At 60.2% G+C, this 26,611-nt stretch carries 25 protein-coding genes and 3 pseudogenes; 16 read left to right on the plus strand and 12 right to left on the minus strand.

What is annotated here, in order from left to right:
- Window position 1: 1 nt before the first annotated feature.
- Window positions 2-1,339: an acetamidase/formamidase family protein gene (locus AB4N33_RS10955; RefSeq protein WP_476457276.1), complete on the minus strand. Its 1,338-nt coding sequence runs from the start codon at window positions 1,337-1,339 to the stop codon at window positions 2-4.
- Window positions 1,340-1,626: 287 nt separating this feature from the next.
- On the opposite strand from AB4N33_RS10955, the gene AB4N33_RS10960 reads away from it, so the two are divergent.
- Both AB4N33_RS10960 and AB4N33_RS10965 read left to right on the plus strand, forming a co-directional pair.
- On the plus strand, window positions 1,627-2,673 hold the full coding sequence (locus AB4N33_RS10960) for a class I SAM-dependent methyltransferase (protein WP_476457277.1): 1,047 nt from the start codon (window positions 1,627-1,629) through the stop codon (window positions 2,671-2,673).
- Between the two features lie 152 nt (window positions 2,674-2,825).
- Window positions 2,826-3,668 carry an NAD-dependent protein deacetylase gene (locus tag AB4N33_RS10965; protein WP_476457278.1) on the plus strand — a complete coding sequence of 281 codons (843 nt, stop codon included), beginning with the start codon at window positions 2,826-2,828 and terminating at the stop codon, window positions 3,666-3,668.
- Between the two features lie 28 nt (window positions 3,669-3,696).
- On the opposite strand, the gene AB4N33_RS10970 is transcribed toward AB4N33_RS10965, so the two are convergent.
- On the minus strand, window positions 3,697-4,581 hold the full coding sequence (locus AB4N33_RS10970; RefSeq protein ID WP_460126439.1) for a LysR family transcriptional regulator: 885 nt from the start codon (window positions 4,579-4,581) through the stop codon (window positions 3,697-3,699).
- A 174-nt stretch (window positions 4,582-4,755) separates the two neighbouring features.
- Here AB4N33_RS10970 and AB4N33_RS10975 point away from each other — a divergent pair, with 174 nt between their 5' ends.
- Genes AB4N33_RS10975 through AB4N33_RS10985 form a run of 3 tightly spaced genes read left to right on the plus strand, consistent with a single transcriptional unit; the run spans window position 4,756 to window position 7,349 of the window.
- A complete protein-coding gene (locus tag AB4N33_RS10975; RefSeq protein ID WP_007975747.1) occupies window positions 4,756-5,454 on the plus strand; it encodes a CoA transferase subunit A in 699 nt (232 codons plus the stop codon).
- 36 nt (window positions 5,455-5,490) lie between these two features.
- The gene (locus AB4N33_RS10980; protein ID WP_460126441.1) at window positions 5,491-6,156 is read left to right on the plus strand and encodes a CoA transferase subunit B; all 666 of its coding nucleotides are present in this window, start codon (window positions 5,491-5,493) and stop codon (window positions 6,154-6,156) included.
- An 11-nt stretch (window positions 6,157-6,167) separates the two neighbouring features.
- On the plus strand, window positions 6,168-7,349 hold the full coding sequence (locus tag AB4N33_RS10985) for an acetyl-CoA C-acetyltransferase (protein WP_476457279.1): 1,182 nt from the start codon (window positions 6,168-6,170) through the stop codon (window positions 7,347-7,349).
- A gap of 137 nt (window positions 7,350-7,486) precedes the next feature.
- On the opposite strand, the gene AB4N33_RS10990 is transcribed toward AB4N33_RS10985, so the two are convergent.
- Window positions 7,487-8,806: an Nramp family divalent metal transporter gene (locus AB4N33_RS10990; protein WP_460126445.1), complete on the minus strand. Its 1,320-nt coding sequence runs from the start codon at window positions 8,804-8,806 to the stop codon at window positions 7,487-7,489.
- 281 nt (window positions 8,807-9,087) lie between these two features.
- Between AB4N33_RS10990 and AB4N33_RS10995 the strand changes: the two genes are divergently transcribed.
- The 4 genes and pseudogenes from AB4N33_RS10995 (at window position 9,088) to AB4N33_RS11010 (ending at window position 11,078) form a co-directional block, all read left to right on the plus strand.
- The gene (locus AB4N33_RS10995) at window positions 9,088-9,855 is read left to right on the plus strand and encodes a hypothetical protein (protein ID WP_460139582.1); all 768 of its coding nucleotides are present in this window, start codon (window positions 9,088-9,090) and stop codon (window positions 9,853-9,855) included.
- A gap of 156 nt (window positions 9,856-10,011) precedes the next feature.
- Window positions 10,012-10,233, plus strand: a complete 222-nt coding sequence (locus AB4N33_RS11000; RefSeq protein WP_460126449.1) for an antitoxin Xre/MbcA/ParS toxin-binding domain-containing protein — start codon at window positions 10,012-10,014, stop codon at window positions 10,231-10,233.
- Window positions 10,230-10,424, plus strand: a pseudogene (locus tag AB4N33_RS11005) (RES family NAD+ phosphorylase); the annotation flags it as partial. The gene AB4N33_RS11000 and the pseudogene AB4N33_RS11005, both read left to right, overlap by 4 nt.
- A gap of 87 nt (window positions 10,425-10,511) precedes the next feature.
- Window positions 10,512-11,078, plus strand: a complete 567-nt coding sequence (locus tag AB4N33_RS11010; RefSeq protein ID WP_476457280.1) for a hypothetical protein — start codon at window positions 10,512-10,514, stop codon at window positions 11,076-11,078.
- A 3-nt stretch (window positions 11,079-11,081) separates the two neighbouring features.
- Here AB4N33_RS11010 and AB4N33_RS11015 read toward each other — a convergent pair whose 3' ends face one another.
- From AB4N33_RS11015 to AB4N33_RS11030, 4 genes are all read right to left on the minus strand, one after another.
- Entirely contained in the window at window positions 11,082-11,798 is a 717-nt protein-coding gene (locus AB4N33_RS11015) for an alpha/beta hydrolase (RefSeq protein WP_476457281.1), read from the minus strand.
- A 105-nt stretch (window positions 11,799-11,903) separates the two neighbouring features.
- On the minus strand, window positions 11,904-13,016 hold the full coding sequence (locus AB4N33_RS11020) for a succinylglutamate desuccinylase/aspartoacylase family protein (protein ID WP_476457282.1): 1,113 nt from the start codon (window positions 13,014-13,016) through the stop codon (window positions 11,904-11,906).
- A gap of 127 nt (window positions 13,017-13,143) precedes the next feature.
- Window positions 13,144-13,923 (minus strand): ABC transporter substrate-binding protein, encoded by a 780-nt coding sequence (locus AB4N33_RS11025; RefSeq protein WP_460139585.1) that lies wholly within the window; start codon window positions 13,921-13,923, stop codon window positions 13,144-13,146.
- Window positions 13,924-14,158: 235 nt separating this feature from the next.
- Complete coding sequence (locus tag AB4N33_RS11030; protein WP_476457283.1) at window positions 14,159-14,593, minus strand: rhodanese-like domain-containing protein; 435 nt, start codon at window positions 14,591-14,593, stop codon at window positions 14,159-14,161.
- Between the two features lie 101 nt (window positions 14,594-14,694).
- Here AB4N33_RS11030 and ftrA point away from each other — a divergent pair, with 101 nt between their 5' ends.
- Window positions 14,695-15,684 carry a transcriptional regulator FtrA gene (ftrA, locus tag AB4N33_RS11035; RefSeq protein WP_476457284.1) on the plus strand — a complete coding sequence of 330 codons (990 nt, stop codon included), beginning with the start codon at window positions 14,695-14,697 and terminating at the stop codon, window positions 15,682-15,684.
- On the opposite strand, the gene cobF is transcribed toward ftrA, so the two are convergent.
- Together cobF and AB4N33_RS11045 are read right to left on the minus strand one after the other, a co-directional pair.
- Window positions 15,653-16,408 (minus strand): precorrin-6A synthase (deacetylating), encoded by a 756-nt coding sequence (gene cobF, locus AB4N33_RS11040; RefSeq protein WP_476457285.1) that lies wholly within the window; start codon window positions 16,406-16,408, stop codon window positions 15,653-15,655. The genes ftrA and cobF overlap by 32 nt on opposite strands.
- A complete protein-coding gene (locus AB4N33_RS11045; RefSeq protein WP_476457286.1) occupies window positions 16,405-16,980 on the minus strand; it encodes a histidine phosphatase family protein in 576 nt (191 codons plus the stop codon). Before AB4N33_RS11045 ends, cobF begins: the two co-directional genes overlap by 4 nt.
- A 535-nt stretch (window positions 16,981-17,515) precedes the next feature.
- Here AB4N33_RS11045 and AB4N33_RS11050 point away from each other — a divergent pair.
- The 6 genes and pseudogenes from AB4N33_RS11050 to hglS all read left to right on the plus strand — a co-directional run bounded on the left by AB4N33_RS11050 (window position 17,516) and on the right by hglS (window position 24,798).
- On the plus strand, window positions 17,516-18,532 hold the full coding sequence (locus AB4N33_RS11050; protein WP_460126469.1) for an arginine N-succinyltransferase: 1,017 nt from the start codon (window positions 17,516-17,518) through the stop codon (window positions 18,530-18,532).
- Between the two features lie 55 nt (window positions 18,533-18,587).
- Window positions 18,588-19,621 (plus strand): annotated as a pseudogene (gene astA, locus AB4N33_RS11055) (arginine N-succinyltransferase).
- A 151-nt stretch (window positions 19,622-19,772) separates the two neighbouring features.
- Complete coding sequence (locus AB4N33_RS11060; RefSeq protein WP_460126473.1) at window positions 19,773-20,642, plus strand: isocitrate lyase/PEP mutase family protein; 870 nt, start codon at window positions 19,773-19,775, stop codon at window positions 20,640-20,642.
- A gap of 226 nt (window positions 20,643-20,868) precedes the next feature.
- Window positions 20,869-22,323 (plus strand): flavin-containing monooxygenase, encoded by a 1,455-nt coding sequence (locus tag AB4N33_RS11065; RefSeq protein WP_476457287.1) that lies wholly within the window; start codon window positions 20,869-20,871, stop codon window positions 22,321-22,323.
- 22 nt (window positions 22,324-22,345) lie between these two features.
- Complete coding sequence (locus tag AB4N33_RS11070) at window positions 22,346-23,302, plus strand: alpha/beta fold hydrolase (RefSeq protein ID WP_460126477.1); 957 nt, start codon at window positions 22,346-22,348, stop codon at window positions 23,300-23,302.
- A 110-nt stretch (window positions 23,303-23,412) separates the two neighbouring features.
- On the plus strand, window positions 23,413-24,798 hold the full coding sequence (gene hglS / locus AB4N33_RS11075) for a 2-oxoadipate dioxygenase/decarboxylase HglS (protein WP_476457288.1): 1,386 nt from the start codon (window positions 23,413-23,415) through the stop codon (window positions 24,796-24,798).
- Between the two features lie 47 nt (window positions 24,799-24,845).
- Here hglS and AB4N33_RS11080 read toward each other — a convergent pair.
- The 3 genes and pseudogenes from AB4N33_RS11080 to AB4N33_RS11090 form a co-directional block, all read right to left on the minus strand.
- Window positions 24,846-25,522 (minus strand): annotated as a pseudogene (locus AB4N33_RS11080) (type 1 glutamine amidotransferase domain-containing protein).
- Between the two features lie 640 nt (window positions 25,523-26,162).
- On the minus strand, window positions 26,163-26,336 hold the full coding sequence (locus tag AB4N33_RS11085) for a hypothetical protein (RefSeq protein WP_476457289.1): 174 nt from the start codon (window positions 26,334-26,336) through the stop codon (window positions 26,163-26,165).
- Window positions 26,337-26,347: 11 nt separating this feature from the next.
- A complete protein-coding gene (locus AB4N33_RS11090) occupies window positions 26,348-26,590 on the minus strand; it encodes a hypothetical protein (RefSeq protein ID WP_460126482.1) in 243 nt (80 codons plus the stop codon).
- Window positions 26,591-26,611 lie beyond the last annotated feature (21 nt).

Below are 26,611 nucleotides of genomic sequence, written 5' to 3' on the forward strand. Positions count from 1 at the left end.
CTCAAGGGGTCAGGTCGTATTGCTCACGCACCAGATGGCCGATGCCCATGCGGTCGAGCACATCCATCGGACACAGGAACGTCACGCGCACGGTGCCCGGCAAGCGACTGATGTCGATGGAGCCGGTGATGGTCGCGCGGTTGAGCACTTCGTCGTAGGGCAAGCCCGTGACGCTGGCGGCACGTTGCAGACCGTTCTCTACCGCCACGTTGAGGTTCTCGCCGCTTCCGATGAAGGTGATCGGGCCGCTCTGTTCGATTTCGGTCTGGCCCCAGCGTGCGCCCAGCTCGCGAACGTTGCGCCGCTGCTCAGCGGTCATCGGCCGGGCCATGGGCGGCAGGTCGTCGAGGTTTTGCAGGATGATCGGGCCTTCCAGGCTCAGCGCCTTGATCACCTGCACCTGCACTTCGGTTTCGCCGGAGCAATCGGTGGCGTGCCCGGCGATTTCGCCATTGCCCTGCTGGGCATGCATGTCGCCCATGTACACACCGGCTCCCGGTACTTTCACCGGGCAGATCAACACGCAGCCCTCGCGGATCGAATTGGTGTCCATGTGCCCATCAGTCTTGGCCGCGTGCAGCTCTTCGCGGGTCATGCCAAAACGGTGCGGCGCGCCGATAAGGTACTGGCCGAAATCGGCGCAGTTGTGCGAATCCGGCAGATCTCGGGACGGCGTTGTACCGATGTTGCCGAGGAATGGACGCATGTGCGCGGCAACACCGGGAATATCGGCACGGGCCAGCGACAGGATCGAATGCTGCGCGGCGAATTCCGGAAGCGCCGACATTTGTGATGCATTGCCGGCCAGGCGGTTGGCCACATCCTGATTGACGGTCAGGCTGACCTGGTTCTGCGCATCGAACACGATCACGTAACCATGACTGAACCGGAACGCACTGACTTCTGCGCCACAGGTATTGCAGCGGATCGAATCCTCTCCGATGCCCTCGACGTGGCTCGCCGGGTGTTCGGTGCCGCATTTGGAGCAGAATTTGGCAACGAAAGGATCGCCGTGGTAACGGCCTTCGACAAAGCTCATCACCCCGGAGGACGTGGCCTGTGAGGTGACGCGCAGGCTTTTGATCTTGATCGCCACGGCGTCGCCGATCTCGGCACCCGCGATGGCCACCGGTTGCGTCACTTCATGCCCGCCCTCGAAAGCCGGCGTAATCATCGGCCCCCAGCAGCCAGGCGGCGTCCCGGTGACCAGGGTGCCACCGTCGGCCAACGGGCCCAGCATCGGCTGGCTCGGGCCGATGAGGCCGCTGGTGTACTGCTCGACGCGCAAACGCTGCACGGGTTCGGATTTCAGGTCTGTTTCAGGCTTAAACGTGCTCATTGTTATCCCCGGACGGTAGGTGCCAAACGACCTGAACAGTTCATCGCAGCTTTGTATCTGGGCTGTGTTCGGGGGCGAGCGGGAAATGGTGGGGAGTGTATCGAGAGGGTGCCTGGATACACTGCGATACATGAATCCCACAGAGAAAAGTGGTTATCAGAGGTACTTTCGTCGCTCAGGTCACCTGCACGCTGCCGGCGAACTAAACTCAATGAACCCACAACCACCGCCCAGAGCCCGCTGCCTCCGACAACATGACCCTGGACCCTGCAACAGGAGCGCACGTGATGGACGAGGCCAGGCTTAACGATTTCATGGGCAAACTGGTGAGCGACATGGGCGGCGCGGCCATGCTCGCCAATGTCATCCTCGGCGAAGAGCTCGGCCTGTATCGGGCCATGGCCGACAGCCAATTGATTAGCCCCGAGGCCCTTGCGGGCAAAACCGGCTGTAACGCCCGCCTGCTACGCGAATGGCTCAGCGCCCATGCGGCTTCGGGCTACATGGAACACCACGACGGCCAGTTCCGCCTGCCGGAAGAACAAGCGCTGGCGTTGGCGATCGAAGCGTCGCCGGTGTACGTGGCGGGGGGTGTCGGCGTGGTCGCGTCGTTCTTCCACGACAAGGATAAACTGGTCAACGCCATGCGCGGCAACGGCGCCTTGCCCTGGGGCGACCACCATCCGTGCATGTTCAGCGGCACCGAGCGTTTTTTCCGGCCCGGGTATCGCGCACACCTGGTGGCCGAATGGTTGCCGGCCCTGGACGGCGTAGTCGAAAAACTGCAGGCCGGTGCCAAGGTGGCGGACATCGGCTGCGGACACGGCGCCTCGACGGTGATCATGGCGCAGGCGTTCCCGCAGTCGCAGTTCGTTGGCTTCGACTACCATGCTCCGTCCGTGAGCGTCGCCACCCAGCGTGCCCAGGAAGGCGGTGTGTCCGACAGGGCGCGGTTCTTCCAGGGTACCGCGAAGAGTTACCCCGGCAATGACTATGACCTCGTCTGTTACTTTGATTGCCTGCACGATATGGGCGACCCGGTGGGCGCGGCCCGTCATGCCTGCCAGTCGCTGAAACCCAACGGCACGGTGCTGCTGGTCGAACCCTTCGCCAACGACCGGCTCGACGACAATATCACCCCGGTGGGACGGCTTTTCTACGCCGCCTCGACCTTTATCTGCACGCCCAATTCGCTGTCCCAGGAAGTCGGGCTCGGGCTCGGCGCCCAGGCAGGCGAGGCACGATTGCGCCAAGTGTTCACCGAGGCGGGGTTCAGCACATTCCGCCGGGCGACAGAAACGCCGTTCAACCTGATCTTGGAGGCGAGGAAATAACCCCCCTTATTCTGTAGGAGCGAGCATGCTCGCGATGCGGTGTGTCAGGCAATACAGTTTTGTATGACACACCGCTATCGCGAGCATGCTCGCTCCTACAGGGGGGTGAGGTGGTAATGTGCATGGATTCAAGGTGACCCGGAGTATTGAACATGCTCGACCGCCCGATCCATGACCAGCTTGATCGCCTCCAGCACTTCATGGCCGAGCAGCCATTCGCGGTACTGACCGGCGCCGGGATCAGCACCCCGTCCGGTATTCCTGACTACCGCGACAACCAGGGCGTGCGCCGGGGCCGGCAACCGATGATGTACCAGGAATTCCTCGGTGCCCCGGAGTCCCGCCGCCGTTACTGGGCCCGGGCCATGCTCGGCTGGCCGCGGGTGCGCCAGGCGCGACCTAATGCGGCGCACGAAGCCCTGGCCACGCTGCAAGGCACGCGGCAGATAGGCGGCCTGATCACCCAGAACGTCGACACCTTGCACGACCAGGCCGGCAGTCGCCATGTGATCGAACTGCATGGCAGCCTGCATCGGGTTCTGTGTCTGGACTGCGGGCAGCGCAGCGAGCGTGATTCAATCCAGCGGTTGATGGAGGCGCAGAACCCCTATCTGGCCGGCGTCGACGCCGTGCAGGCACCCGATGGCGACACCCTGCTCGATGCAGCGTTCGAGGCACGTTTCCAGGTGCCGCACTGCCCCCACTGCGCCGGGGAACGGATGAAACCGGACGTGGTGTTTTTTGGTGAGAACGTGGCGCAGCAGACGGCGGCCAAGGCCATGGAATCGGTCGAAAACGCCGCTGGGCTATTGGTGGTCGGCTCTTCGCTAATGGCCTACTCGGCCTTCCGCCTGTGCCGGGCGGTGGTGGATCAAGGCAAGCCACTGATCGCGATCAACCTGGGTAAGACCCGGGCGGACGATTTGCTCGACCTGAAGATCGAGGGTTCCTGCGAGCAGTTGTTGCCGTTATTGGCGCAGCGACTGAACACCTGAACTCCCCGCTCCTACAGGGGAACGGTGATTACAAGTTCCACGACTCGCGAAGCACATCAAACAACGCCTGGGCCGCCGCAGACAGCTCCACCCCGGGCTTGGTCAGCACGCCAATCGCCCGTTCCACCACGGGTTCCTGCAAGGTGATGCAGCGTGCGCCCAGTTCGCGCATCTGCCCGGCGCACAAAGCCGGTACCGCGCTCACCCCCAGGCCGCTGGCGACCATGCGGCCCACCGTCGCCAGTTGATGGCTTTCGAACTCCACCGGCAGCTTCATGCCCCGCGCCTGCAAATGTTCTTCGAGCATCACCCGTACCGTCGAGGGTCGTTGCAGGGTGATGAACGGCTGTTCCAGCAGCGTCTGGAAGTCAATGTCTTCGCGGCTGGCAAATGGCGAATCCAGCGGCACGACCGCGACAAACCGGTCGCGATACAACGGTGTGAACTCAAGGGAGGTGGTCATGCTCGGCTCGAACGCCACGCCCAGTTCCACCTGCCGATCGCGCACCAGCTCCAGCACCTGCTCGTTGATCACGTCGTTGACCGTGACGTTGACGTTCGGATAGCGGGCGCGGAAGGTCTTGAGGATCGGCGGCAGCAGGTTGCCGGCAAAGGAAGGCATCGCCGCCAGGGTCACGCGACCGCGTTGCAGGGTGAACCGCTGGCGCAGTTCATCCTCCGCGTTGTCCCAGTCGGCGATCAAACGACGGGCGAGTGGCACCAGCGCCTCGCCCTCGGCGGTGAGTGCCACATTGCGCGTGTTGCGTGTAAACAGACGGCCGCCCAGCCCCTCCTCCAACGCCTTGATGGTCAGGCTCAGGGCCGATTGCGACAGGTGCAAGCGCTCACAGGCCACGGCAAAGCTCAGGCTCTGGGCCACGGCCAGGAAAGCGCGGATCTGCTTGACAGTCATGTCCTGGGGCTCCAGTTGTAAGCTACAAGCTTTAAGCTGCAAGCATGAAGCGGTGTTTTGTTGAGTTTTATCTATCAATCAACCTTAAAAATCAACTTAACAAATGAATATCCCGGCGAGACACTTCATTCCATACGGCTAGCCAGCCGCCCACAAAGAATAAAAGAGGTGCATATGGCAGGTTTCGACAAGCGCGTGAGTTCCTACGAGGAAGCTCTGGCAGGTCTTGAAGACGGCATGACCGTGATCGCGGGTGGCTTCGGCCTGTGCGGTATTCCGGAAAACCTCATCGCCGAGATCAAGCGCAAGGGCACCCGCGACCTCACCGTGGTCTCCAACAACTGCGGTGTCGACGGTTTTGGCCTGGGTGTGCTGCTGACCGACCGGCAGATCAGCAAGGTCGTGGCCTCCTACGTGGGCGAGAACAAGCTGTTCGAAGAGCAACTGCTCAAAGGCGAGATCGAGGTCATCCTGACCCCGCAAGGCACCCTAGCCGAAAAAATGCGTGCTGGCGGTGCCGGCATTCCGGCCTTCTTTACCGCCACCGGCGTCGGCACCCCGGTTGCAGAAGGCAAGGAAGTTCGCGAATTCCACGGCCGTAAATACCTGATGGAAGAGTCCATCACCGGCGACTTCGCCATCGTCAAGGGCTGGAAGGCCGACCACTTCGGCAACGTGATCTATCGTCACACCGCCCAGAACTTCAACCCGCTGGCCGCTACGGCGGGCAAGATCACCGTGGTCGAAGTCGAAGAAATCGTCGAACCCGGCGAGCTGGACCCGGCGCAGATCCACACCCCTGGCATCTACGTCGACCGGATCATCTGCGGCACGTTCGAAAAACGCATCGAACAACGCACCGTACGCAAGTGATCTCCTGCCCCCGGACCGAATGAAGGAATAACAACAATGGCACTTTCCCGCGAACAAATGGCTCAACGCGTCGCCCGTGAAATGCAGGACGGCTTCTACGTGAACCTGGGCATCGGCATTCCGACCCTGGTCGCCAACTACATTCCCGAAGGCATGGAAGTCATGCTGCAATCGGAGAACGGCCTGCTCGGCATGGGCCCGTTTCCTACCGAAGAAACGATCGATGCCGACATGATCAACGCCGGCAAGCAAACCGTGACCGCGCGTATTGGCGCTTCGATCTTTTCGTCCGCCGAATCCTTCGCGATGATTCGCGGCGGTCATGTCGACCTGACCGTGCTGGGCGCCTTCGAAGTGGATGTGCAAGGCAATATCGCTTCGTGGATGATTCCCGGCAAACTGGTCAAAGGCATGGGCGGCGCCATGGACCTGGTAGCCGGCGCCGACAACATCATCGTCATCATGACCCACGCCTCCAAGGACGGTGAATCCAAGCTCTTGTCCCAATGCAGCCTGCCGCTGACCGGCGCGGGCTGCATCAAGCGCGTACTGACCGACCTCGCTTACCTGGAAATCGAAAACGGCGCGTTCATTCTCAAGGAACGTGCGCCAGGTGTCAGCGTCGAGGAAATCGTTGCCAAAACCGCCGGTAAACTGATCGTGCCAGAGCACGTTCCAGAAATGCAGTTCGCTGACCAGTGAGGAATCCTTCCATGCAAGAAGTCGTCATTGTTGCCGCCACGCGCACCGCCATCGGCAGTTTCCAGGGTTCGCTGGCCAGCGTATCCGCCGTGGACCTGGGTGCCGCGGTGATCCGCCAGTTGCTGGCGCAAACCGGCCTGGACCCTGCTGAAGTCGATGAAGTGATCATGGGCCAGGTCTTGACCGCCGGCGCCGGGCAGAACCCTGCGCGCCAGGCCTCGATCAAGGCTGGCCTGCCCTTCGCCGTCCCGGCGATGACCCTGAACAAGGTCTGCGGCTCGGGCCTCAAGGCCCTGCACCTGGCCACCCAAGCGATCCGTTGCGGCGATGCCGACGTGATCATTGCCGGCGGCCAGGAAAGCATGAGCCTGGCCAATTACGTGATGCCCGGCGCGCGCACCGGCCTGCGCATGGGTCACGCCCAGATTGTCGACACCATGATCAGCGATGGCCTGTGGGATGCGTTCAACGACTACCACATGGGCATCACCGCCGAGAATCTGGTCGAGAAATACAACATCAGCCGCGAACAACAGGATGCTTTCGCCGCCGCTTCTCAGCAAAAAGCCACGGCCGCCATCGAGTCCGGACGGTTCGTCGATGAGATCACGCCGATCCTGATCCCGCAGCGCAAGGGCGAGCCGCTGTCCTTCGCCACCGACGAGCAGCCACGGGCAGGCACCACTGCCGAATCCCTGGGCAAGCTCAAAGCCGCCTTCAAGAAGGACGGCTCGGTGACCGCCGGCAACGCCTCGTCCTTGAACGACGGCGCCGCCGCCGTGATCCTGATGAGCGCCGAAAAAGCCAAGGCACTGGGCCTGCCGGTACTGGCGAAAATCGCTGCCTACGCCAACGCGGGCGTAGACCCGGCGATCATGGGCATCGGTCCGGTATCGGCCACGCGCCGTTGCCTGGACAAAGCCGGCTGGTCCATCGACCAGCTCGACCTGATCGAAGCCAACGAAGCCTTTGCCGCCCAATCGCTGGCGGTGGCCAAGGACCTGGAATGGGACCTGCAAAAGGTCAACGTCAACGGCGGCGCCATTGCCCTCGGCCACCCGATCGGTGCCTCGGGCTGCCGCGTATTGGTGACCCTGTTGCACGAGATGATCAAGCGCGACGCCAAAAAAGGTCTCGCCACCCTGTGCATCGGTGGGGGCCAAGGCGTCGCACTGGCGCTGGAACGGGCGTAACCCCAACGCGTTCGACAGGCTGTACGGGGACCCACGAAGAACCGTCGCAGCCTGGCAAAACACCCGGTGCACCTTTCGGTGTCACCGGGTTCTTTTTTTCTGGCGTTGGATCCGGGCCTGCCTGTGGGGCGTGGGCCTCAGCTCAGGAATTGCAGGATCAACCAGCTATTGGCCCCACTGATCACCACAAACAGCCCCCACGCCAGCACCCGTGTCGGCAAACGATTGACGAACGGCCCCATCAACTGGTGATCGTTGGTCATGCGGATCAGCGGATACAGGGCAAACGGCAACTGCAAACTCAGCACCACCTGGCTCAACACCAACAGTTTGCCAATCGCGTTGTCGCCCATCAGCCACACGCCGATGAACGCCGGTATCAGCGCCAGTCCTCGGGTGATCAACCGGCGTTGCCAGCAGGGAATTCGCAGGTTCAGGTAACCCTCCATGATCACCTGCCCGGCGATGGTGCCGGTGAACGTCGAACTTTGCCCGGACGCCAGCAGCGCCACGCCGAACAGGACGCTGGCCAATGCTCCGCCCACCAGCGGGTCGAGCAGGTGATAGGCGTCCTGGATGTCCACCACATCGGTATGCCCAGTCTTGTGGAAGGCCGCCGCGGCGAGAATCAGGATCGCGGCGTTGACCAGCAAGGCCAGCGCCAGGGAGCCAATGGTGTCGATGCGTGCCAGTTTCACCGCATCCTGTTTGCTGGCCAGATCCTTGCCGATCATCCGTGTCTGCACGATCGAGGTGTGCAGATACAGGTTATGCGGCATCACCGTCGCCCCGAGAATCCCGATTGCCAGATACAGCGGCGCGGCGTCGCCGATGGCGGAAAGTGATGGGGTGAATCCCCGGGCAACGTCCGGCCAATAAGGTTTGATCAACAGCAGCTCTACGAAAAAGCACGCACCGATGGTGCCCACCAGCACCAGCATGATCGCTTCCAGTCGGCGAAAGCCGCGGTTCTGCAGGGCCAGCACCAGCAGGGTGTCGAACGCCGTGAGGGCGATGCCTGCACTCAGCGAGCAGCCCAATAGCAAGTGGAACGCCAGCGCACAGCCGAGCACTTCGGCGAGATCGGTGGCGATGATCGAGATTTCCGCCAGTACCCACTGTGTCCGCGCGGTTCGGGTGCTGTAGCGCTCGCGGGATAACTGCGCCAGGTCGCGCCCTGTGGCGATGCCAAGGCGTGAACACAGACACTGCACCACCATCCCCGCCAGGCTTGCCAGCAACACTACAAATAACAGGCTGTAGCCAAAGCGCGAACCAGCCTCGATGGCGGTCGCCCAGTTGCCCGGGTCCATGTAGCCGATGGACACCAGCAGGCCTGGGCCGGCAAAACGCAGCACGCGCTTGAAGAAAGACGCATGCGGATCAACGGCAACGCTGCCCGCGACTTCCGGCGGGCAAAAAGGCGCAGTGGCGATTTTTGGCAAACTGAATTTCACGCAGGCATTCCAGAAACAGACGGGAGAGGCAGCTTAGACGTTTCGCGCCGATCGGACAAAGATACAACGGCCTGTAGGAGCGGGCTTGCCCGCGATGGTAGCCCCAGACACCGCAGGCATCCAGACAGCCCACGTCACCGTTAACGACCATCGCGACGGTTCGACGCCTCGACAAGCTCGCTCCTACAGGGGCGCATGTTGTATACAAAATTAATACGGATATAGAGCAATCCATTCACCACGGTGCTAACGTTGCCGACTCACAGGTTGGAGGTGTACGCGTGCTGTTGCTCAAACTGCTGGTCATTCCCGGTTTTCTGCTGCTGATTTCACTGGCCGGTAAACGCTGGGGTCCGAGTGTTGCGGGTTGGTTGTCGGGTTTGCCAGTGGTCGTCGGGCCGATTCTGTTTTTCCTCGCCGTCGAACAGGGCGATGCGTTCGCCGCGCAGTCGGCGACGGCAGCCTTGTCGGCGATGTTTGCGATGATCGCCTTCTGCATCTGCTACGCCCAGGTCGCCCAACGTGCCGGATGGCCGTGGGCGCTGACGGTTTCATTGCTGGTCTGGGCGACGGCGGCCGGGGTGCTGTCGCTGATACCGGCCTCCCTGGTGATCTCGGTGATCGCGGCTGCAACCGCCCTGCTGGCGGCACCGTACCTGTTCCCCGCCGTGCAACCCGTGGTGTCGGGCCCTGCGCCGAAATCCGACAAATTGCTGCTGCGCATGATCGCAGGCGCCCTGCTGACCCTCGCCGTCACCTGGCTGGCGAGCACCGTCGGTGAACGCTGGAGCGGTCTGCTCGCGGTGTTTCCGGTGTTGGGCAGTGTGATGGCGGTGTTCTCCCAGCAGAGCCGCGGGCCGGCCTTCACGGCCGCCCTGCTGCGGGCGACGGCAACCGGCATGTATTCGTTCGCCGCGTTCTGCCTGGTCGTGGCGATGGCCTTGCCGAGACTGGGCCTGGGCGGTGGTTTTGCGCTCGGTATCGCGGTATCGGTGATGATGCTGGGTGTGACTAAACGCCTGTTAAACCAACCAGCCCGGACAGGATAAGGGTTGCTCAACCTGAGGCCTTTTACCTTTCCCACAAGTGACGACAAAAACCCCTTATTCCTAGATTTCTCCCACATGTTTTTCCGGTTGGCCGTCGGAAGCCCAAGGCGTAGCGTTGTCACGACAAAAGACGGTATGGCCAAGGAGAGCGCCACCATGCGATTGAACCAGCAACAAAACCCCGTAGCCTTTCAGTATGCCCAGCTCCTCGATCACGCCTATAGCGTGTTTGGCGGAAAACCATTTGCCGAGCAATGGCTGAACAGCCCTTGCAAGCATCTGGAAGGCCAGATCCCTTTGGAACTCCTCGACAACGCGCTCGGTTTCGAGCGAGTGGAAGGTTATTTGACCCGTATCGAGTACGGGGTCTATCAATGAACCCTCTGCCCTGGGATGGAAAATGGCATGCCTGGCGCCTGGATCGCGAGGCCTTTAAAAACACCTGGGCCAGCGGGGTCGGTGCGCAAAAGGCCGGTGGCCGTTGGAATCCGCCAGGGCGCCGGATCATCTATGCGTCGGCGGACCCTTCCACAGCCATCCTGGAAGTGGCAGCCCACGCCGGGTTTGACCTGACCGTCCGTTAGCTCGCGCTGGAACACGCGACAGCCTCCATGGGATGATCGCCCCCCACCGCGAGTCCACCCTGGAGAGTACGAATGTCACTGTTGAGTAAAAAAGCCGTTGTCCTGTTGCTGGCTGCGGTGGCCAGCCTGGGGACTTTGAATGCCTATGCTGCCAAGGCAGCCGATACCGGGCCGGCGCCGAAGGTTTCGCTGCTGGGCGCTAAATTCAAGTTCACCTTGCCCAAGGGCTTTGTTGCCAACCCTCTTCCGGCCAGCCCGACCGGTGCGAGCGGCACGATGTACACCAATGAGACCACCAAGACCGTGGTCATCGTCGCCGAGAACACCGTCCCCGGCGGCGTTAATGCCAAGGACAACGACGGGGCGTTCCTGGACGCCGCAGCCGCCGACTTTGCCACCGAGCAAACCAAGGCATTGCCGGACTTCACCAAACTCAGCGAAAAAAGCTTCACACAAAAAGGCACCGGCCTGGGCGTAAGGCAAATCGACAGCACCGCCACCCAGGGCGGCGGCAAGACCCTCGATACCACACTGATGGCGGCCTCGGGCACGCGCATGGCATTGGTTCAGGTGATATCCCGCCTCAGCGACAATGCCGGCCACGAAGCGCTGATCAAGCAAATCGTCTCGGGCAAGTGAAAATCAGGGATTAAGGCGTTGCAGCCAGGCGCTCAAGTCCTGCATCTCGGTGGCACTGATGCTGTGGCCCACGCCCGGGTAGGCGTGAAACTCGGGTTTGAGTGACAGGCTCTTCAACAGGCTTTCAGCCTCGGTGCCATCGTTGAAAGGCAAGCGTTTGTCTGCCGTGCCATGGCCAATGAAGATTGCCAATGACTGGCGCTTTTCTTCAGGTTTGAGTTCGGACTTGAGCACCGGCAAGATCCGACCGCTCAACGCGGCGATCCCACCCACGGCCTCGGGGTGACGCAACGCCACTTCGTAGGACATGATCGCGCCCTGGCTGAAACCCACCAGGTAAACCTTGCTTGGCTCGGTGTGATATTTCTTCGCGGCCTGTGTGATGAAATCCAGCAACACCTGACCACTGGTTTTCAGATCTTCCGTATCACCGTTGTAGGCACCCTCGCCTTTCTTGCGAAACCACTGATAGCTGCCCTCCTGCATCACCATCGGTGCGCGCACCGACAGGTAGGTATAGCGCGCCGGAAGCTCGTCCTTGATGCCGAACAGATCCTGCTCGTTACTGCCGTAGCCGTGGAGGAAGATGACCAGCGGTTGATCGACGGAATCGGAGCTGGCCTGCTCAAGGTATTTGAGCGGCAGGTCGGTGTGCAGCATGGGTTGGGCATGGACAGTGGCGGACATCAGCAGTGTCAGCAGAGCGAGAACTTTCAACATGAGGCTTCCTTCACAAAGCGCAGGATTCGCCGCAAAGCCTAACACTGTGAAGTGCCCCGGCAAGTGCTGATCGTTCCCCTCGCCTAGGGAACGATCAGGCACCACTCAATCGTTGATCAGTTTCCCGGCGCGAATCGCTTCACGCCCGGCCACCTTCGCCAGCCAGGTGCCCGGCTGGGTGTAGCGACCACGATCGATCGCGAACAAAACGCCACTGGTCCCTGCGCGCACGGTGGTGACCCTGTCGCTCAACGGGTCGACCACTTCGAACAACGCATCGTCCTTCTCAACCCACTCACCCGCATTACGCAAGAAACTGACCACGCCATGGTGGGGTGCAAACAGATATTGCGTGCCTTCGAACGGCATCCCCTCGCAACACGCATCCGGCGCCTCTGGCCAGTCGCCGGCGATGAACCCCTGCTCGGCCAGGAACCCGAGGATCGCTTCACAGTTGGCTTGAGCCTGATCGATCCGGGTGTCACCCATGCTGCCCAGCTCCAGAGTGGTCGCCAGGTTGGCCAGTGGAATGGCCGCCTCGGGAAACGCCTTGGCCAGCCGCAGCCACGGCGAAGAACAGGACTCGTCGAACGAGCTACCGCCCGAATCTTCACACAGTAGCGCAACGCCCGCCTTCAGGCGCGCCGCCAACGACTGCCACTGTGGCCAGTGTTGCGGCAAGGCGTAAATGTGGATGGCCGCCTCAAAATCACAATGCAGATCAAGGGTGATGTCAGCGTCACAGGCGTGGCGCAACAAAAGGCGATGCATGGCCTCAAGCTGCGACGCAGCAGCGGGCAAGCCGTCGAGCACCTCGCCCATGGCCTGACGGATCAGTGCGATGTTGGCCTGGGCGTCGGCGCCGAGGCGATCACCGATCAACTCGGCGACCGGTGCGCTCAGTTCCACGAACGAGCGGTTGAAATTCTTGCCGCTGCCCAGCTCGAAACGGCCCATGTGGCTGCCTTGCAGGTGCTGATCGAGACCGATGGGATTGGCCACCGGCACCAGCTCGATCACTCCTTGCAACTGGCCTTGGGATTCGAGTTCGGCCAGTCGTTTTTTCAGGTCCCAGGCAGTGCGCATCCCCGGCAGTTCGTCCGCGTGCAGACTGGCCTGGATATAGACCTTGCGCGCTCCTGTGCCATATCGGAACACGCTCAGGGTGCGTTCGGTGCCGAGGTGACTCCAAGGGAGCGGGTGGTCGATGCGTTGCATGGGAACTCCTCAATACTCAAACAGCATGATCCCTTGTGGGATCTACCAATAGCTTTTGACTTCGACAGTGAGTGCACATAAAAAAAGTGGCCACCGCGTCAACGGGGCCACTTTTTTCTACGGTGAATTAATGACCGTAGACGTCGAAATCAAAGTACTTGTCCTGCACCTGCTTGTACTTGCCGTTGGCACGGATTTCGGTAATAGCGGTGTTGAATTTGTCCGCCAGCTCCTTGTCACCCTTGCGTACGGCAATACCGGCACCGCCGCCGAAGTACTTGGCGTCTTCGTAGGTCGGGCCGACAAAGGCAAAGCCCTTGCCCGCGTCGGTTTTCAGGAAACCGTCATCGAGGTTGACCGAGTCGGCGAGCAGCGCATCGACGCGACCGGAAACCATGTCCAGATTCGCTTCCTGCTGCGAGCCGTAACGCACCAGCTCGATACCGGCCGGCACCAGCACTTCGGTGGCAAAACGGTCGTGGGTACTGGCACGCAGCACGCCGACTTTCTTGCCCTTGAGTTCGGTGAGCGGATCCTTGATGTCGGTGCCAGCCTTCATCACGAAGCGCGCCGGGGTGTGGTAGTACTTGATGGTGAAATCGACGTTCTTCTTGCGGTCGTCAGTGATGGTCATGGACGACAGGATCGCGTCGATTTTCTTGACCTTCAGTGCCGGGATCAGGCCATCGAACTCTTGCTCGACCCAGGTACATTTGACGTTCATCTGCTCGCACAGCGCGTCGCCGATATCGACGTCGAAACCGGTGAGTTTGCCGTCAGGGGTTTTCATCGAGAATGGCGGGTAACCGGCTTCGATACCGATACGGATCGGCTTGGCGTCATCAGCCACGGCGGTCAGGGACAACATCGACAGTGCCAGGGCACCGAACATCACTAGCTTCTTCATTTATAACTCCCGTGTACGGAGGCTTTTATTGGCAGCATTCGATTGTCAGCTTTCGGTCAGAGCTTTGTTATGTGAGAAAACCGAAGAGGCCGGCAGTCTAGAGCGGCTGTACACGGGTAAATTGTGCGCAAGCGACAAAAACTTATAAAAAAGGCGAGATCGTTTCAGCTCCGGACCTGCCCCTTATCAGGTAGCACCCGGTCCGGACACGGGTCAGATTAATGGTTTTGCCAGATCAACATTCACAACCAATGACGGCAGCGCCTGGGAGGGGCCGAGGGACACTCAATTCAAACCCTTCATCCAGCCACCCCATCACCCCGCCGATCATTTCCTTGACCGGATAACCCAACGCGGCGAGTTTCACCGCCGCCTTATTGGCACCGTTGCAGTGCGGCCCCGCGCAATAGACCACGAAAAGCGTGGAGGTGGCGTAACCGGCTAGCTGTTCGGCGCTCAGCAACCGTCCCGGCAGGTTGATGGCGCCTGGCACATGACCGCGCTCGTATGCCAGCGGACCACGGGTGTCCACCAGGACAAAATCAATTTCACCTGCCTGTTGACTGGCGTAGACATCGGAACAATCGGTTTCAAACGTCAGGCGATTGCTGAAATGCATCAGGGCAATGGCCGACGGGGCGGCGGGGATATTGCGAACCAGACTGGTCATGGGCAGTGCTCCAGAGTTTCGATGGGGATGAGCGGACTTTATCCGCACGCCACTTGCCGCTAAAGTGGCGCACAAGACAGCTACCGGGAATTTTACGCCAAATGCATCCCACCCCTGGATTGGTCGCCATTTTGGCGTACGACGGCCTTTGCACCTTCGAGTTCGGTATCGCCGTGGAGATCTTCGGCCTGGCGCGGCCGGAGTTCGATTTCCCTTGGTACGAACACCGCATTGCCGCAGTTGACGAGGGCCCTATGCGCGCGATGGGCGGTATTCAGGTGCTGGCCGATGGCGGCCTGGAGCTGCTCGCGGATGCCCGGACCATCATCATTCCCGGTTGGCGCGATCGCAACGCTGCGGTGCCTGATCGCTTGATCGTCGCCCTGCGTCAGGCCCATGGGCGTGGTGCACGGTTGCTCTCGATCTGCTCCGGAGTATTTGTGCTGGCGGCGACCGGCCTGCTCGACGGCCGCAGCGCCACCACCCACTGGCGCTACACCACGGAACTGGCCGAGCGATACCCGAATATTCTGGTCGACCCTGACGTGCTCTACGTCGACTCCGGCCAATTGATCACCTCGGCAGGCAGCGCCGCCGGCATCGATGCCTGCCTGCACCTGGTCACACGGGATTTCGGTACACAAGTGGCCAACTCCGTGGCCCGCCGGCTGGTGATGTCGCCGCAACGCACCGGTGGCCAAGCGCAATTCATTCCGACACCCGTCAGCCCTACACCGCGCAGCGACCTATCACGCGTCATGCAGTGGGCGCGAGAGCGCTTGCACGTTCCGTTGCAAGTGCGCGAGCTGGCCAGCGAAGCAGCGATGAGCGAAAGAACCTTCCTGCGCCGTTTCACCGAGGCCACCGGCCTTGCGCCTAAAGTCTGGTTACAGCACGAACGCCTGGCACGGGCACGGGAGTTGCTGGAAAGCACCCACCAAAACACTGACCAGATTGCGCAGCAGTGCGGTTATCGCTCGGTGGAGAGTTTCCGGGTGGCGTTTCGCACGGTGGTAGGCGTGCCTCCTTCAACATACCGGGAGCGATTCGGGCGTGGGGTCAAGGCTTGCGCAACAGATAGGTATCCATGATCCATCCATGGGCCGCTCTCGCCGCCTTGCGTACCCGCTCGATTTCATCCGCCACGTCCTCGAGCTTACCGTTGATGAGAATTTCATCCGGTGTGCCCAGGTAGGCCCCCCAATAGATTTCCGTATCCCGATCCACCACCTGCTGGTAGGAATCCTGCGCATCGAGCATCACCACCAGGCTGTCGGCGTCGCTCACTTGCCCGGCTGCCAACCGTCGACCCGTGATGATTTCGATCGAACGACCAATACTGTTCAGCGGCACCTTGTGTTGCGCCGCAAGCGCCTGGACGCTGGTGATGCCTGGAATCACGTCGAACTCAAACGTGCATCGCCCCGACGCCAGGATCGCGCGCAGGATCCGGATGGTGCTGTCGTATAGCGCCGGATCACCCCACACCAGGAAGCCGCCGCACTGGTCGTCAGAGAGTTCTTCACTGATCAGCCGCTCGAAGGTGCGCTGCTTTGCCAGGTTCAGATCCTCCACACTCGCCTTGTAGTCCACATCGCCGTGCTCACGTTCCGGACTGTGGGCTTCAACAAACCGGTAGGTATGATCGCTGATGTAGGTTTCGCAAATCTCGCGGCGCAGGTCGATGAGTGTGTCCTTGCTCTGCCCCTTGTCCATGAGAAAAAACACATCCACTCGATTGAGCGCCTTCACGGCCTGCATCGTGATGTAGTCAGGGTTGCCGGCGCCGATACCGATGACCATCAGTTTTTTCATGAACGCGAACCCTCAAGGTCAGCCCCTGGCAAACGCAGGCGCCAACGCCCGTTGAACCGCAAGTCGATGGCGGACAGAGGCTCAACATCGATGTGATTGAAAGCTGGACTCTGCAACACCTGAGTCAAGGCAGCACGAATGACAAAGGGATGCGTCACGGCAACGATATGGCCCGGCGTGGCTTCCAGTGTCGCCAGCCATGCCCCTACCCGCTCACCGAGTTGCGCCACCGACTCGCCGCCGTGGGGCGTCGCGTGCGGGTCATCGAGCCAGGCCTGCAGCGCCTCGGGTTCGGCGCTTTGCAGATCGCTGATCCGTGCACCTTTCCAACGGCCAAAATTGCAGTCTTGCAGCGCCTCGACAATCACCGCACCGCTGCCGCATAACACGGCGGTTTGTCGCGTACGCAGTTCCGGGGCGCAGAAAAGACGCAGCCGGCCCTTGAACTGGCCGCCCAAGCAGCCGCTCGCTGACTGCCAATCCATCTCTAACGGCTCATCCGTAGGAAAACACGCTAATTTTTGTGCGACGGTTCTTGCGTGACACAACAAAGTCAAACGGGTCGACTGCACGGAAAATCACTCGGTTAAGGAAACTCAACGACATGAAGCGTTCGAACAGGCCTGATTGTGCCGTAAGAAAGGTGATCGAGGGCGATCGTTTCATCTCGAAAGTACACTTGCCAGCTATTAAAACAGCGATCTCCGACAGCCTTATCAGCGAGGGCCTACAAGACTGACTGACAGGCGCGTAACCCAAGACTGACGGGGATTTCATACCTGGATAATGCGGTAAACAACCTCGCAAAAATTCACTAGACAGGGGACGCAGGTTAAATAAATACTGCTGTAACGGATTATGAAATGTAAACAAACCCCTCATCCAGCAGGAGCCCGGATGCCCTCCCCGCAACACCAACCAACGTCTCTATAATCCTGATCGATGCGGTGCTGGCCACAGTGGCATAGACGCAGTACTGCCTCAGTTGATTAAAAACAAGAGCGGCGCCTGAAGACCAAAAAGCGACCGCCGACTCAATGCGTGGAAACCGACAGTGATAGTCAGGTTCGTGCCCAGCGCCGAACCCATTGATACAGGAGTGCATCCATGCTGGTCATACGCCCAGTGGAGTTAACCGACCTGCCCCAGTTGCAACGACTGGCTCACGACAGCCTCATCGGCGTGACGTCCCTGCCGGACAACGCCGAGCGCCTGCACGAACGGATCGTTGATTCGTGCAACTCATTCGATCAGGACGTGCGGTCTCCGGGTGGGCAAAACTACTTTTTCGTACTGCAGGACCTGACAAACCAACACCTGGCCGGCTGTTCGGAAATCCTCGCCACCGCCGGGTTCGACGAACCGTTCCATAGCCTGCGCAACCGACACTTCACCAGCGCCTCGCGGGAGCTGAACATCGAGCATGGCGTACCGGCGCTGTCGTTGTGTCATGACCTCAACGGCCACACCCTGTTGCGTGGTTTTCATATCGATGCGCCGCTGGTGCGCTCACCGGCCTCCGAACTGTTATCCCGGGCGCGCCTGATGTTCATCGCCGCCCATCCGCAGCGCTTTGCGCAAGCAGTCATCACCGAGATTGTCGGCTACAGCGACGCCGAAGGCCGGTCGCCCTTCTGGGACGCCGTGGGCAAGCACTTCTTCGACCTGCCCTACGCCGAAGCCGAGCGTCTTTGCGGGCTGGAAAGCCGTACCTTCCTGGCCGAACTGATGCCGCAATATCCGATCTACGTACCGATGCTCCCGCAGCCGGCACAGGATTGCATCGGTCGTATTCACCCCGACGGCCAGGACGCTTTCGATATCCTGGAGCGCGAGGGGTTCGAGACCAACAGCTACATCGACCTCTTCGACGGCGGCCCGACCTTGCATGCACGTCTGGCCGATATCCGCTCGATTGCGCAGAGCAAGGTCGACACCGTCCTGCGCAACGACAGCATCGATGCACGCGGTCGCTACCTGGTCAGTAACGAATCGTTGAAAGGTTTTCGTGCCATCGTCGCCGAGCTGGACTACCACGCCGGGCAACCGGTGTCCCTGGATGGCGAGATGTGCGCGGCCCTGAAGGTGACCGACGGCAGCCTGGTGCGGGTGATCGCCCTGTGAGCGCCTTGCGGACAGAGGTTCGATGCTCGCGGCAGCCAATGGAAGGAAGGGCTCCATGATCGTCCGCCCCGCGCGAATCACAGACCTCGCCGCCTTGTTGACACTGGCTCGGCAAGCCGTACCTGTGCTGGCCGCCCTGCCCGCCGACGAGGAACGCCTGGCCCACCGCCTGCGCTGGACACAAGGGCCTTCGCCGGACAGATCGAACGGGCCGACGCCGATTACCTGTTCGTGCTCGAGGACGACGATCAGCAGGTCGTCGGCATCAGCGCCCTGACGGGAGCCATTGGCTTGCGCGAACCCTGGTACAACTATCGGGTCGGGATGACCGTCCGATCCTCCCCTGATCTGGGCATCCAGCGACAGATCCCGACATTGTTCCTGAACAACGAAATGACCGGCCAATCGGAAGTCCGTTCGTTGTTCCTGCGCCCTGATCAACGTCGAGGCAGCAACGGAAGGTTGCTGTCCCTGGGGCGTTTGTTGTTCGTGGCGGAATTTGCCGAACTGTTCGGTGAAAAGCTTATTGCCGAGCTGCGCGGCCGAGCCGATGAGCAAGGCTGCTCTCCCTTCTGGGACAGCCTGGGTCGGCACTTCTTCAAAATGGACTTCAACCACGCCCATCAATTGTCGAGGCTGGGCAGCAAGGCTTCCATCGCCGAGCTGATGCCACGCCAGCCACTTTACACCTGCCTGCTCACCGAACAGGCCCAGGCGGTCATCGGCAAGGCCCACCCCAACACCGAGCCGGCGATGAAAATCCTCACCGATGAAGGCTTCACTCACGAAGGCTATGTCGATATCTTCGATGCCGGTCCCGTCATCGAGGCGCCCCTGGCGAAGATCCGCAGCGTACGGGACAGCCAGGCGCTTGTGCTGGCAATCGGCACGCCGGACGACCATGCACCCGTCTGGCTGATCCACAATCGCCGGTTGGAAAACTGCCGCATTACCACGGCTCCCGCAAAGCGGGTGGGCAACAGTCTGATGGTCGATAGACTTACCGCCAAACGCCTGCAGTTGCAGCCGGGTGACTCGGTTCGCGCGGTGCCGCTGCTCTGCCACCAGGCGCGAGCGGTTGCCGCCTGAATGGCCTGATCTTCCTGCATCCGGGGCTTCAAAATGAAAAGTCCGACAAATTGGTCATCATAATTTCCCCCGTGGCGTGATAGCCTTTTGCGTCTTCGGCGTTGACACTCTTGCTCAAGCCTTTCCATTCCTTTGTATTGGTGGAACTTATATGTCCAGGCTTTCCCATCAAGATTTGCGCCGCAACTTCCGTGAACTGTTCGCTTCCAACAAGTGCTATCACACAGCGTCGGTCTTCGATCCGATGTCGGCACGCATCGCCGCAGACCTGGGCTTTGAGGTCGGGATCCTCGGTGGTTCGGTCGCCTCTTTGCAGGTGCTGGGCGCCCCCGACTTCGCCCTGATCACCCTCAGCGAATTCGCCGAGCAGGCCACCCGCATCGGTCGCGTCGCTCAATTGCCATTCATCGCGGACGCCGACCACGGCTACGGCAACGCGCTTAACGTCATGCGCACCATCGTCGAACTGGAACGCGCCGGCGTCGCCGCCCTGACCATCGAGGACACGCTGCTACCAGCGCAATTTGGCCGAAAATCCACGGACTTGATCGGCGTCGCCGAAGGCGTCGGCAAGATCCGCGCTGCCCTGGAAGCACGGGTCGACACCGAAATGGCCATCGTTGCTCGCACCAACGCCGGTATCCTGCCGGTGCAGGAAGTCATCAGCCGTACCCGGCAGTATCAAAAAGCCGGTGCAGACGGCATCTGCATGGTCGGCGTCCGTGATTTCGATCACCTGGAGCAGATCGCCGAGCACCTGAGCGTGCCGCTGATGCTGGTGACGTACGGCAATCCGCTGCTGCGCGACGATGATCGCCTCGCGGAACTGGGCGTACGTGTCGTGATCGACGGGCACGGTGCTTACTTCGCGGCCATCAAGGCGACCTATGACAGCTTGCGCGAACAACGCCAAATCTTCACCCAGGCCTCGGACCTGAGCGCGACGGAACTGACCCACACTTACACGCAGCCCGAGGAATACATCCGTTACGCGGAAGAATTCATGAGCGTGAAGGAATAACCCTGCACGCTCCCTATCCTGTAGGAGCGAGCTTGCTCGCGATGGTCTCCAGAACGCCGTTGGGTGTCAGATACCCGCGTCATCGTTGACGACCATCGCGAGCATGCTCGCTCCTACAGGTACAGGGGGATTTAAGCGCCTGGGGATGAATCACCGCGACACACCTGTGAAATGTTTGGCTATACATGAAGGGGGATAAACAAAAGTAACCCTAACAAGGACGCCCATGCAGACTTTCCAGGTGTTGATCATCGGCAGCGGTTTTGGTGGGCAGTGCGCGGCGATCAATTTGCTCAAGGCCGGTATCGATGATTTCCGCCTGCTTGAGCGACGTGACTTCTTCGGCGGCACCTGGTGCCAGAACACGTACCCCGGCGCCGCCGTGGACGTGCCTTCGCCACTCTATTCACTGTCCTTCGCGCCCTATCGCTGGACACAGATGTTCGCCGGGCAGGCAGAGCTGCATCGCTACACCCAGCATGTGGTGGAGCACTTTGGCCTGCGGGACAAGGTCGAACTGAATGCCAACGTCATTCACGTCGAATGGGACGATGTAGCCCGACGCTGGACGGTGCACACAGCGGGCAAGGGCACCTTTCATGCGCAGTTCCTGATCAACGCCACGGGGCCGTTGAGCCAGCCCGTGATCCCGCACTTCGAGGGCATGGAGCGCTTCCAGGGTAAGACGTTTCATACCAATAACTGGGATCACACCTACGACTATCGGCAAAAACGCGTCGCCATCGTCGGCAGCGGTGCCAGCGCCGCCCAAGTGATTCCCGCGATTGCCCCGAATGTCGCGCATTTACATGTGTTCCAACGCTCGCCCCATTGGGTGCTGCCACGGGCTGACCGCGCCTTCGGGCCTGTACAACGTTGGCTGCTGGGCCTGAAACCGGCGTACAAATTGCTGCGCTGGATGATCTACTGGCAGTTCGAAACCCGCGTGATTGCCTTCAAGTATTCAAAGCAGGCTATCCGTCTGGTCCAGCTCCACGCGCTGCGCTTCCTCAAGCGGCAAGTGCCTGACCCGCAATTGCGTCGCAAATTGACACCGGACTACGCGATTGGCTGCAAGCGAGTCATCGTCTCCAGCACGCTCTACCCGGCCCTCGCTCGCCCCAATGTCACACTGCACTGCCGCGAACAAGGCATCTCTTCCATTGACGAAACCGGCATCAACACCCTGGACGGGCAGCACATCGACGTGGACCTGATTGTCTGGTCCACCGGTTACGACGCTACCGACGGAGTGATTTCCTACCCGGTCAGCGGAAAAAACGGCAAGCAATTGCGAGATTTCTGGGCGACCTACCCCCGCGCCTACCTCGGCACCAGCCTGCCAGACTTCCCCAACCTGTTTATCGTCACCGGCCCCAACACCGGCATTGGCCATACCTCAGCACTGTTCATCATCGAATCGCAGATGAACTACATCCTCGATTGCATTCGTACCCTGAAAAAACAGGGTTTGCGCTGCATTGAAGTTCGCCCTGAGGCAGAACGTACCTACACTGAAATGATCCACAGGGAAATGGAACGCACGGTGTGGAAGTCCGGAGGCTGCCACAGTTGGTATCAAAGCAAGAGTGGGCATGTGATCGCCATGTTCCCCGGGTTCAGTTTCAGCTACCACCAATTGACCCGGGCGCTGAAACCCGCCGATCACATTCTGTCTTGATCAGAGAGAAGGGAGACGCCTGATGCTTTTGTTGGTTGTCGTCATTGCGGTTTTCATCGCCTGGAGCTGGTTGAGCTACCCAGCCATCGGTTACTGGCTCTATGACCTGAACATGGCGGCCGAAGCGAAATTGTATCGGCTGCACAAGATTGTCGTGCCGATCGCAGAAATGACTGTTTCGACTTGGCAGGGTGGCCCCTATGAAGCCTCGAGCAGTGTGCTGATGTTGCATGGCTACAGCGCCGACAAGAACATCTGGTTGCGCTTCGCTCGGCATTTCGTCGGCAGTTACCGCGTGATCATTCCGGATATCGCCGGGCACGGGGAAACCGGATTCAAGGAAGGCGGCGGTTATGACATTCCATTGCAGGCGAAACGGATGATCCAGCTGCTCGACGTCTGCGGCGTCGAAAAGGTGCACGTCATCGGTAACTCGATGGGTGGCTACATGGCGGCCTGGCTCGCGGCGACCTATCCGGAGCGTATAGCCTCGGTCGCCCTGATCGACCCGGCGGGCGTGACGGCACCTGAAGCCAGCGATCTGGAGCGCCATTTGGCCAAGGGCCACAATCCGTTCCTGATCAACTCCCGGGAAGAATTTCGGTACTTTTACGCCATGACCATGGCAGAACCGCCGTGGGTGCCCGGCGTGGTGCTGGACGCCATTGCACAAAGATACGAACAGTCTCGGGATGAACTGGAAGAAATCTTCCGGGATTTCCGCGCCAGCCCCCCCATGGAGCCGAAGCTGGCCCAGATCAAGTGCCCGGCGCTGTTGCTGTGGGGCCGCAAGGATCGCCTGATCGACGTCAGCAGCGTCGCCATCTGGAGCAAAGGCATCGAGGACCTGCGGGTGGAAATCTGGGAAGGCATCGGGCATATGCCGATGGTTGAGGCACCGGCAGGTTCAGCCCGGTTGTATCGGGAGTTTTTGGCATCCCAGCGCCAGGAGAGCCCGCAGGATCAGCGCATGCACTAGCTAATCAGTCCTTTGCAGAATGAAGTCCATAAGATTCTTCGTTTGCCGGTGTCGTGCAAGGCTGCGATCTTTGCTCACAACCTTCCCGTCACCGCGCCTGGAATTTGTGCATGAGCCACCCAAACTTTGTCAGCCCTGACCTGATCCGCCAACGCTTCTCCAAAGCGATGTCCGACATGTACCGCAAAGAAGTCCCGCTTTACGGTGCGCTCATGGAGCTGGTGGAAAAGACCAACCGTCATGTGCTGGACAGCGATCCGCAGATTGCCCGGCAATTGGACAGCACCGGCGAAATCCAGCGCCTGGACATGGAGCGCCATGGCGCCATCCGCGTTGGCACAGCGGCGGAGCTGGCCACCCTCGCCCGTTTGTTCGCGGTCATGGGTATGGAACCCGTTGGTTATTACGACCTCACCCCGGCCGGCGTGCCGGTGCATTCCACAGCATTTCGCGCCGTGCACGAAGACGCGTTGCAGGTCAGCCCGTTCCGGGTGTTTACCTCGCTCCTGCGCCTGGAGTTGATCGAGAATCCGGACCTGCGCAGCTTTGCCCAGTCGGTGCTGGATAAACGCTCGATTTTCACACCGATGGCGCTCACCCTGATCGACCGCGCACAGTCCCAGGGCGGCCTGACCGAGCCGGAGGCCGAGGCGTTTGTCCAACAGGCACTGGAAACCTTCCGTTGGCACCACAGCGCCACCGTGACCGCCGAACAGTATCGCCAACTCAGCGCCCAGCATCGCCTGATTGCCGACGTGGTGGCGTTCAAGGGCCCGCACATCAACCACCTGACGCCCCGCACGCTGGACATCGACATCGTTCAGGCACAGATGCCGGCGCATGGCATCACGCCCAAGGCGGTGATCGAAGGCCCACCCCGCCGCCAATGCCCTATCCTGCTGCGCCAGACCAGCTTCAAGGCGCTGGATGAACCCGTGTCATTCACTGACCAACCCGACAGCCACGGCAGCCACAGTGCCCGTTTCGGCGAAATCGAACAGCGTGGCGCCGCCCTCACCCCGAAAGGTCGGGCGCTTTACGACCGCTTGCTCAACGCTGCCCGCGATGAACTCAATGACTTCCCCAACGAAGGCAATGCCGCACGCTACAACGCGCTGATGACGCAACACTTTGGCGAATTCCCTGACACCCTGGATGACATGCGCCAGCAGGAACTGGCGTACTTCCGTTACGTGGTCACGGACAAAGGCCTGGCATCAGGGGAGCGCCGACCGCTGTCGTTGCAAGCGTTGCTGAGCAATGATTACGTCAGGGCGGAACCGCTGGTATACGAAGACTTCCTGCCTGTGAGTGCGGCAGGTATCTTCCAGTCGAACCTGGGGGATGCGGCGCAAGTCCACTATGACCAACACTCCAACCAGCAAGCCTTCGAACGGGCGCTGGGTCGGGCAACCCTCGATGAGCTGCAGCTGTATGCCGAGACGCAGCGACGATCGATCGAAGAGTGTTTTGCCACCCTGAACATGAAACCCTGACGCGTCCCCCTGGAGGAGCGAGCGTGCTCGCCCCTTCAGGTTCGGGTTTATTTCAGTTTTGCCAGCAACGCCTGCGCCGTGGCCTCGGATGACGCCGGATTCTGCCCGGTGAGCAACAACCCATCTTCGACCACATAACTCGCCCAGTCCTCAGCCTTGGAGTAATTCCCACCTTTCTCCTTGAGCATGTCTTCCACCAGGAACGGCACCACATGGGTCAGTTGCACCGCTTCTTCTTCGGAGTTGGTGAACCCCGTCACCCGCTTGCCCTTGACCAACGGCTGGCCGCCTGCGCCCTTCACATGACGTAATACGCCCGGCGCGTGACAGACCATCGCAATCGGTTTACCGGCCTTGTACAAGGTTTCGATCAGCGCGATCGAATTCTTGTCTTCGGCCAGATCCCACAGCGGGCCATGGCCACCTGGATAGAACACCGCATCATAATCCTCCGCCCGCACGCTGCTCAGCAGCGCGGTGGAGGCCAACGCGGTCTGGGCGGTGGAGTCCTTGCGGAAACGGTCTGTGGCAGCGGTCTGTGCGTCGGGCTCGTCGCTTTTGGGGTCCAGCGGCGGTTGCCCCCCTTGGGCGATACCAGCGTCAACTGTGCACCGGCGTCCTTGAAGGCAAAATACGGTGCGGCGAACTCCTCCAGCCAGAAACCGGTTTTCTTACCCGTGTCACCCAATTGATCGTGAGACGTCAAAACCATCAGGATTTTCATGTCGCGCTCCTTGAATTCGGGAATGTGTTTGCCGCTGGATTCGACCACCAGGCAGCGCAGTTCGTTGCAGTGGCTCGCACTTGGAAGCACTGCAATTCAATTATCGCAAGATCTTTGGGGAACTTTTGATTGGCAACACTTCAGGTTCTCATGACTGGCGGGAGCCGCATAAATAGTCCACAGCACTCAATTATTGGCACTGAAACAGTAATAAGAAACAGAATGTAACTTCGCAAAAATAGAGCAAATGATCGAATTTACGAAGGAGGTGTTCAATACATATTGCGCAACATATTGCGCAATATGATTGTCAATTGCGGACATGCGCCATCAGCGAGACGTACTCTCGTCAGAGACAGTCATTGAAGGTGTTCGCCCAGTGTAATGGCCTTGGCAATCCATGCACCGGTAAAGAGCCCCGCCACTGGGCGAACGGCGTGTAGTCTAATGGAACTTGATGGCGATGTGCGCGCCAATAACATCAAATTTATCGAGCATTAATTAAATGTCATCAAAAAATTGATTTACATACACTCCTTAAACTCACCAGTGCGACCATAATCCGATTTAGACTTGTACGAAAGATGTACAAAAATAAATAAGAATTATAGAGCCAACACTCGACTTTTGAATTCCGCGATCAACGATTATTGGCGGTTTCCTGCGCAGTGGATTCACCACTGGCGGTCCCCTTGCCGCTTTCCTTGCGTCGGGTCGGATCGGTAGGGCGCAGGGCATCATTGTCGCGCTCGACCTCACCGGGCGGACGCGGTTCGTCTGGGTGCTTGAAGGTGTCAGTAGATCGATCGTTCATGGATATTCTCCTCAGGCTTCGGGGTCATCGACTTCCTGACTGACGTTCACGCCAGGTGAGTCCTTGTGGGAGTCCTCGGCCCTGCTCCTCAGGGTCTGCCACTGTTCGAGGTCAATGGCGCCTTGACCCAACAGATCATCCGCCAAGCGCAGCAGCTCGGTGTAATGGGCATCCGGGGATTGTTGCCAGTAGGCCTGGTCATCGAACAGGCGCTGCCATGCATCCAGATCGGGCAACTTGAGGTCGTCGCTCATGACGGCTCCGATGAAGTGGCG

This window comes from Pseudomonas sp. S1_E05 (genome assembly GCF_056337105.1).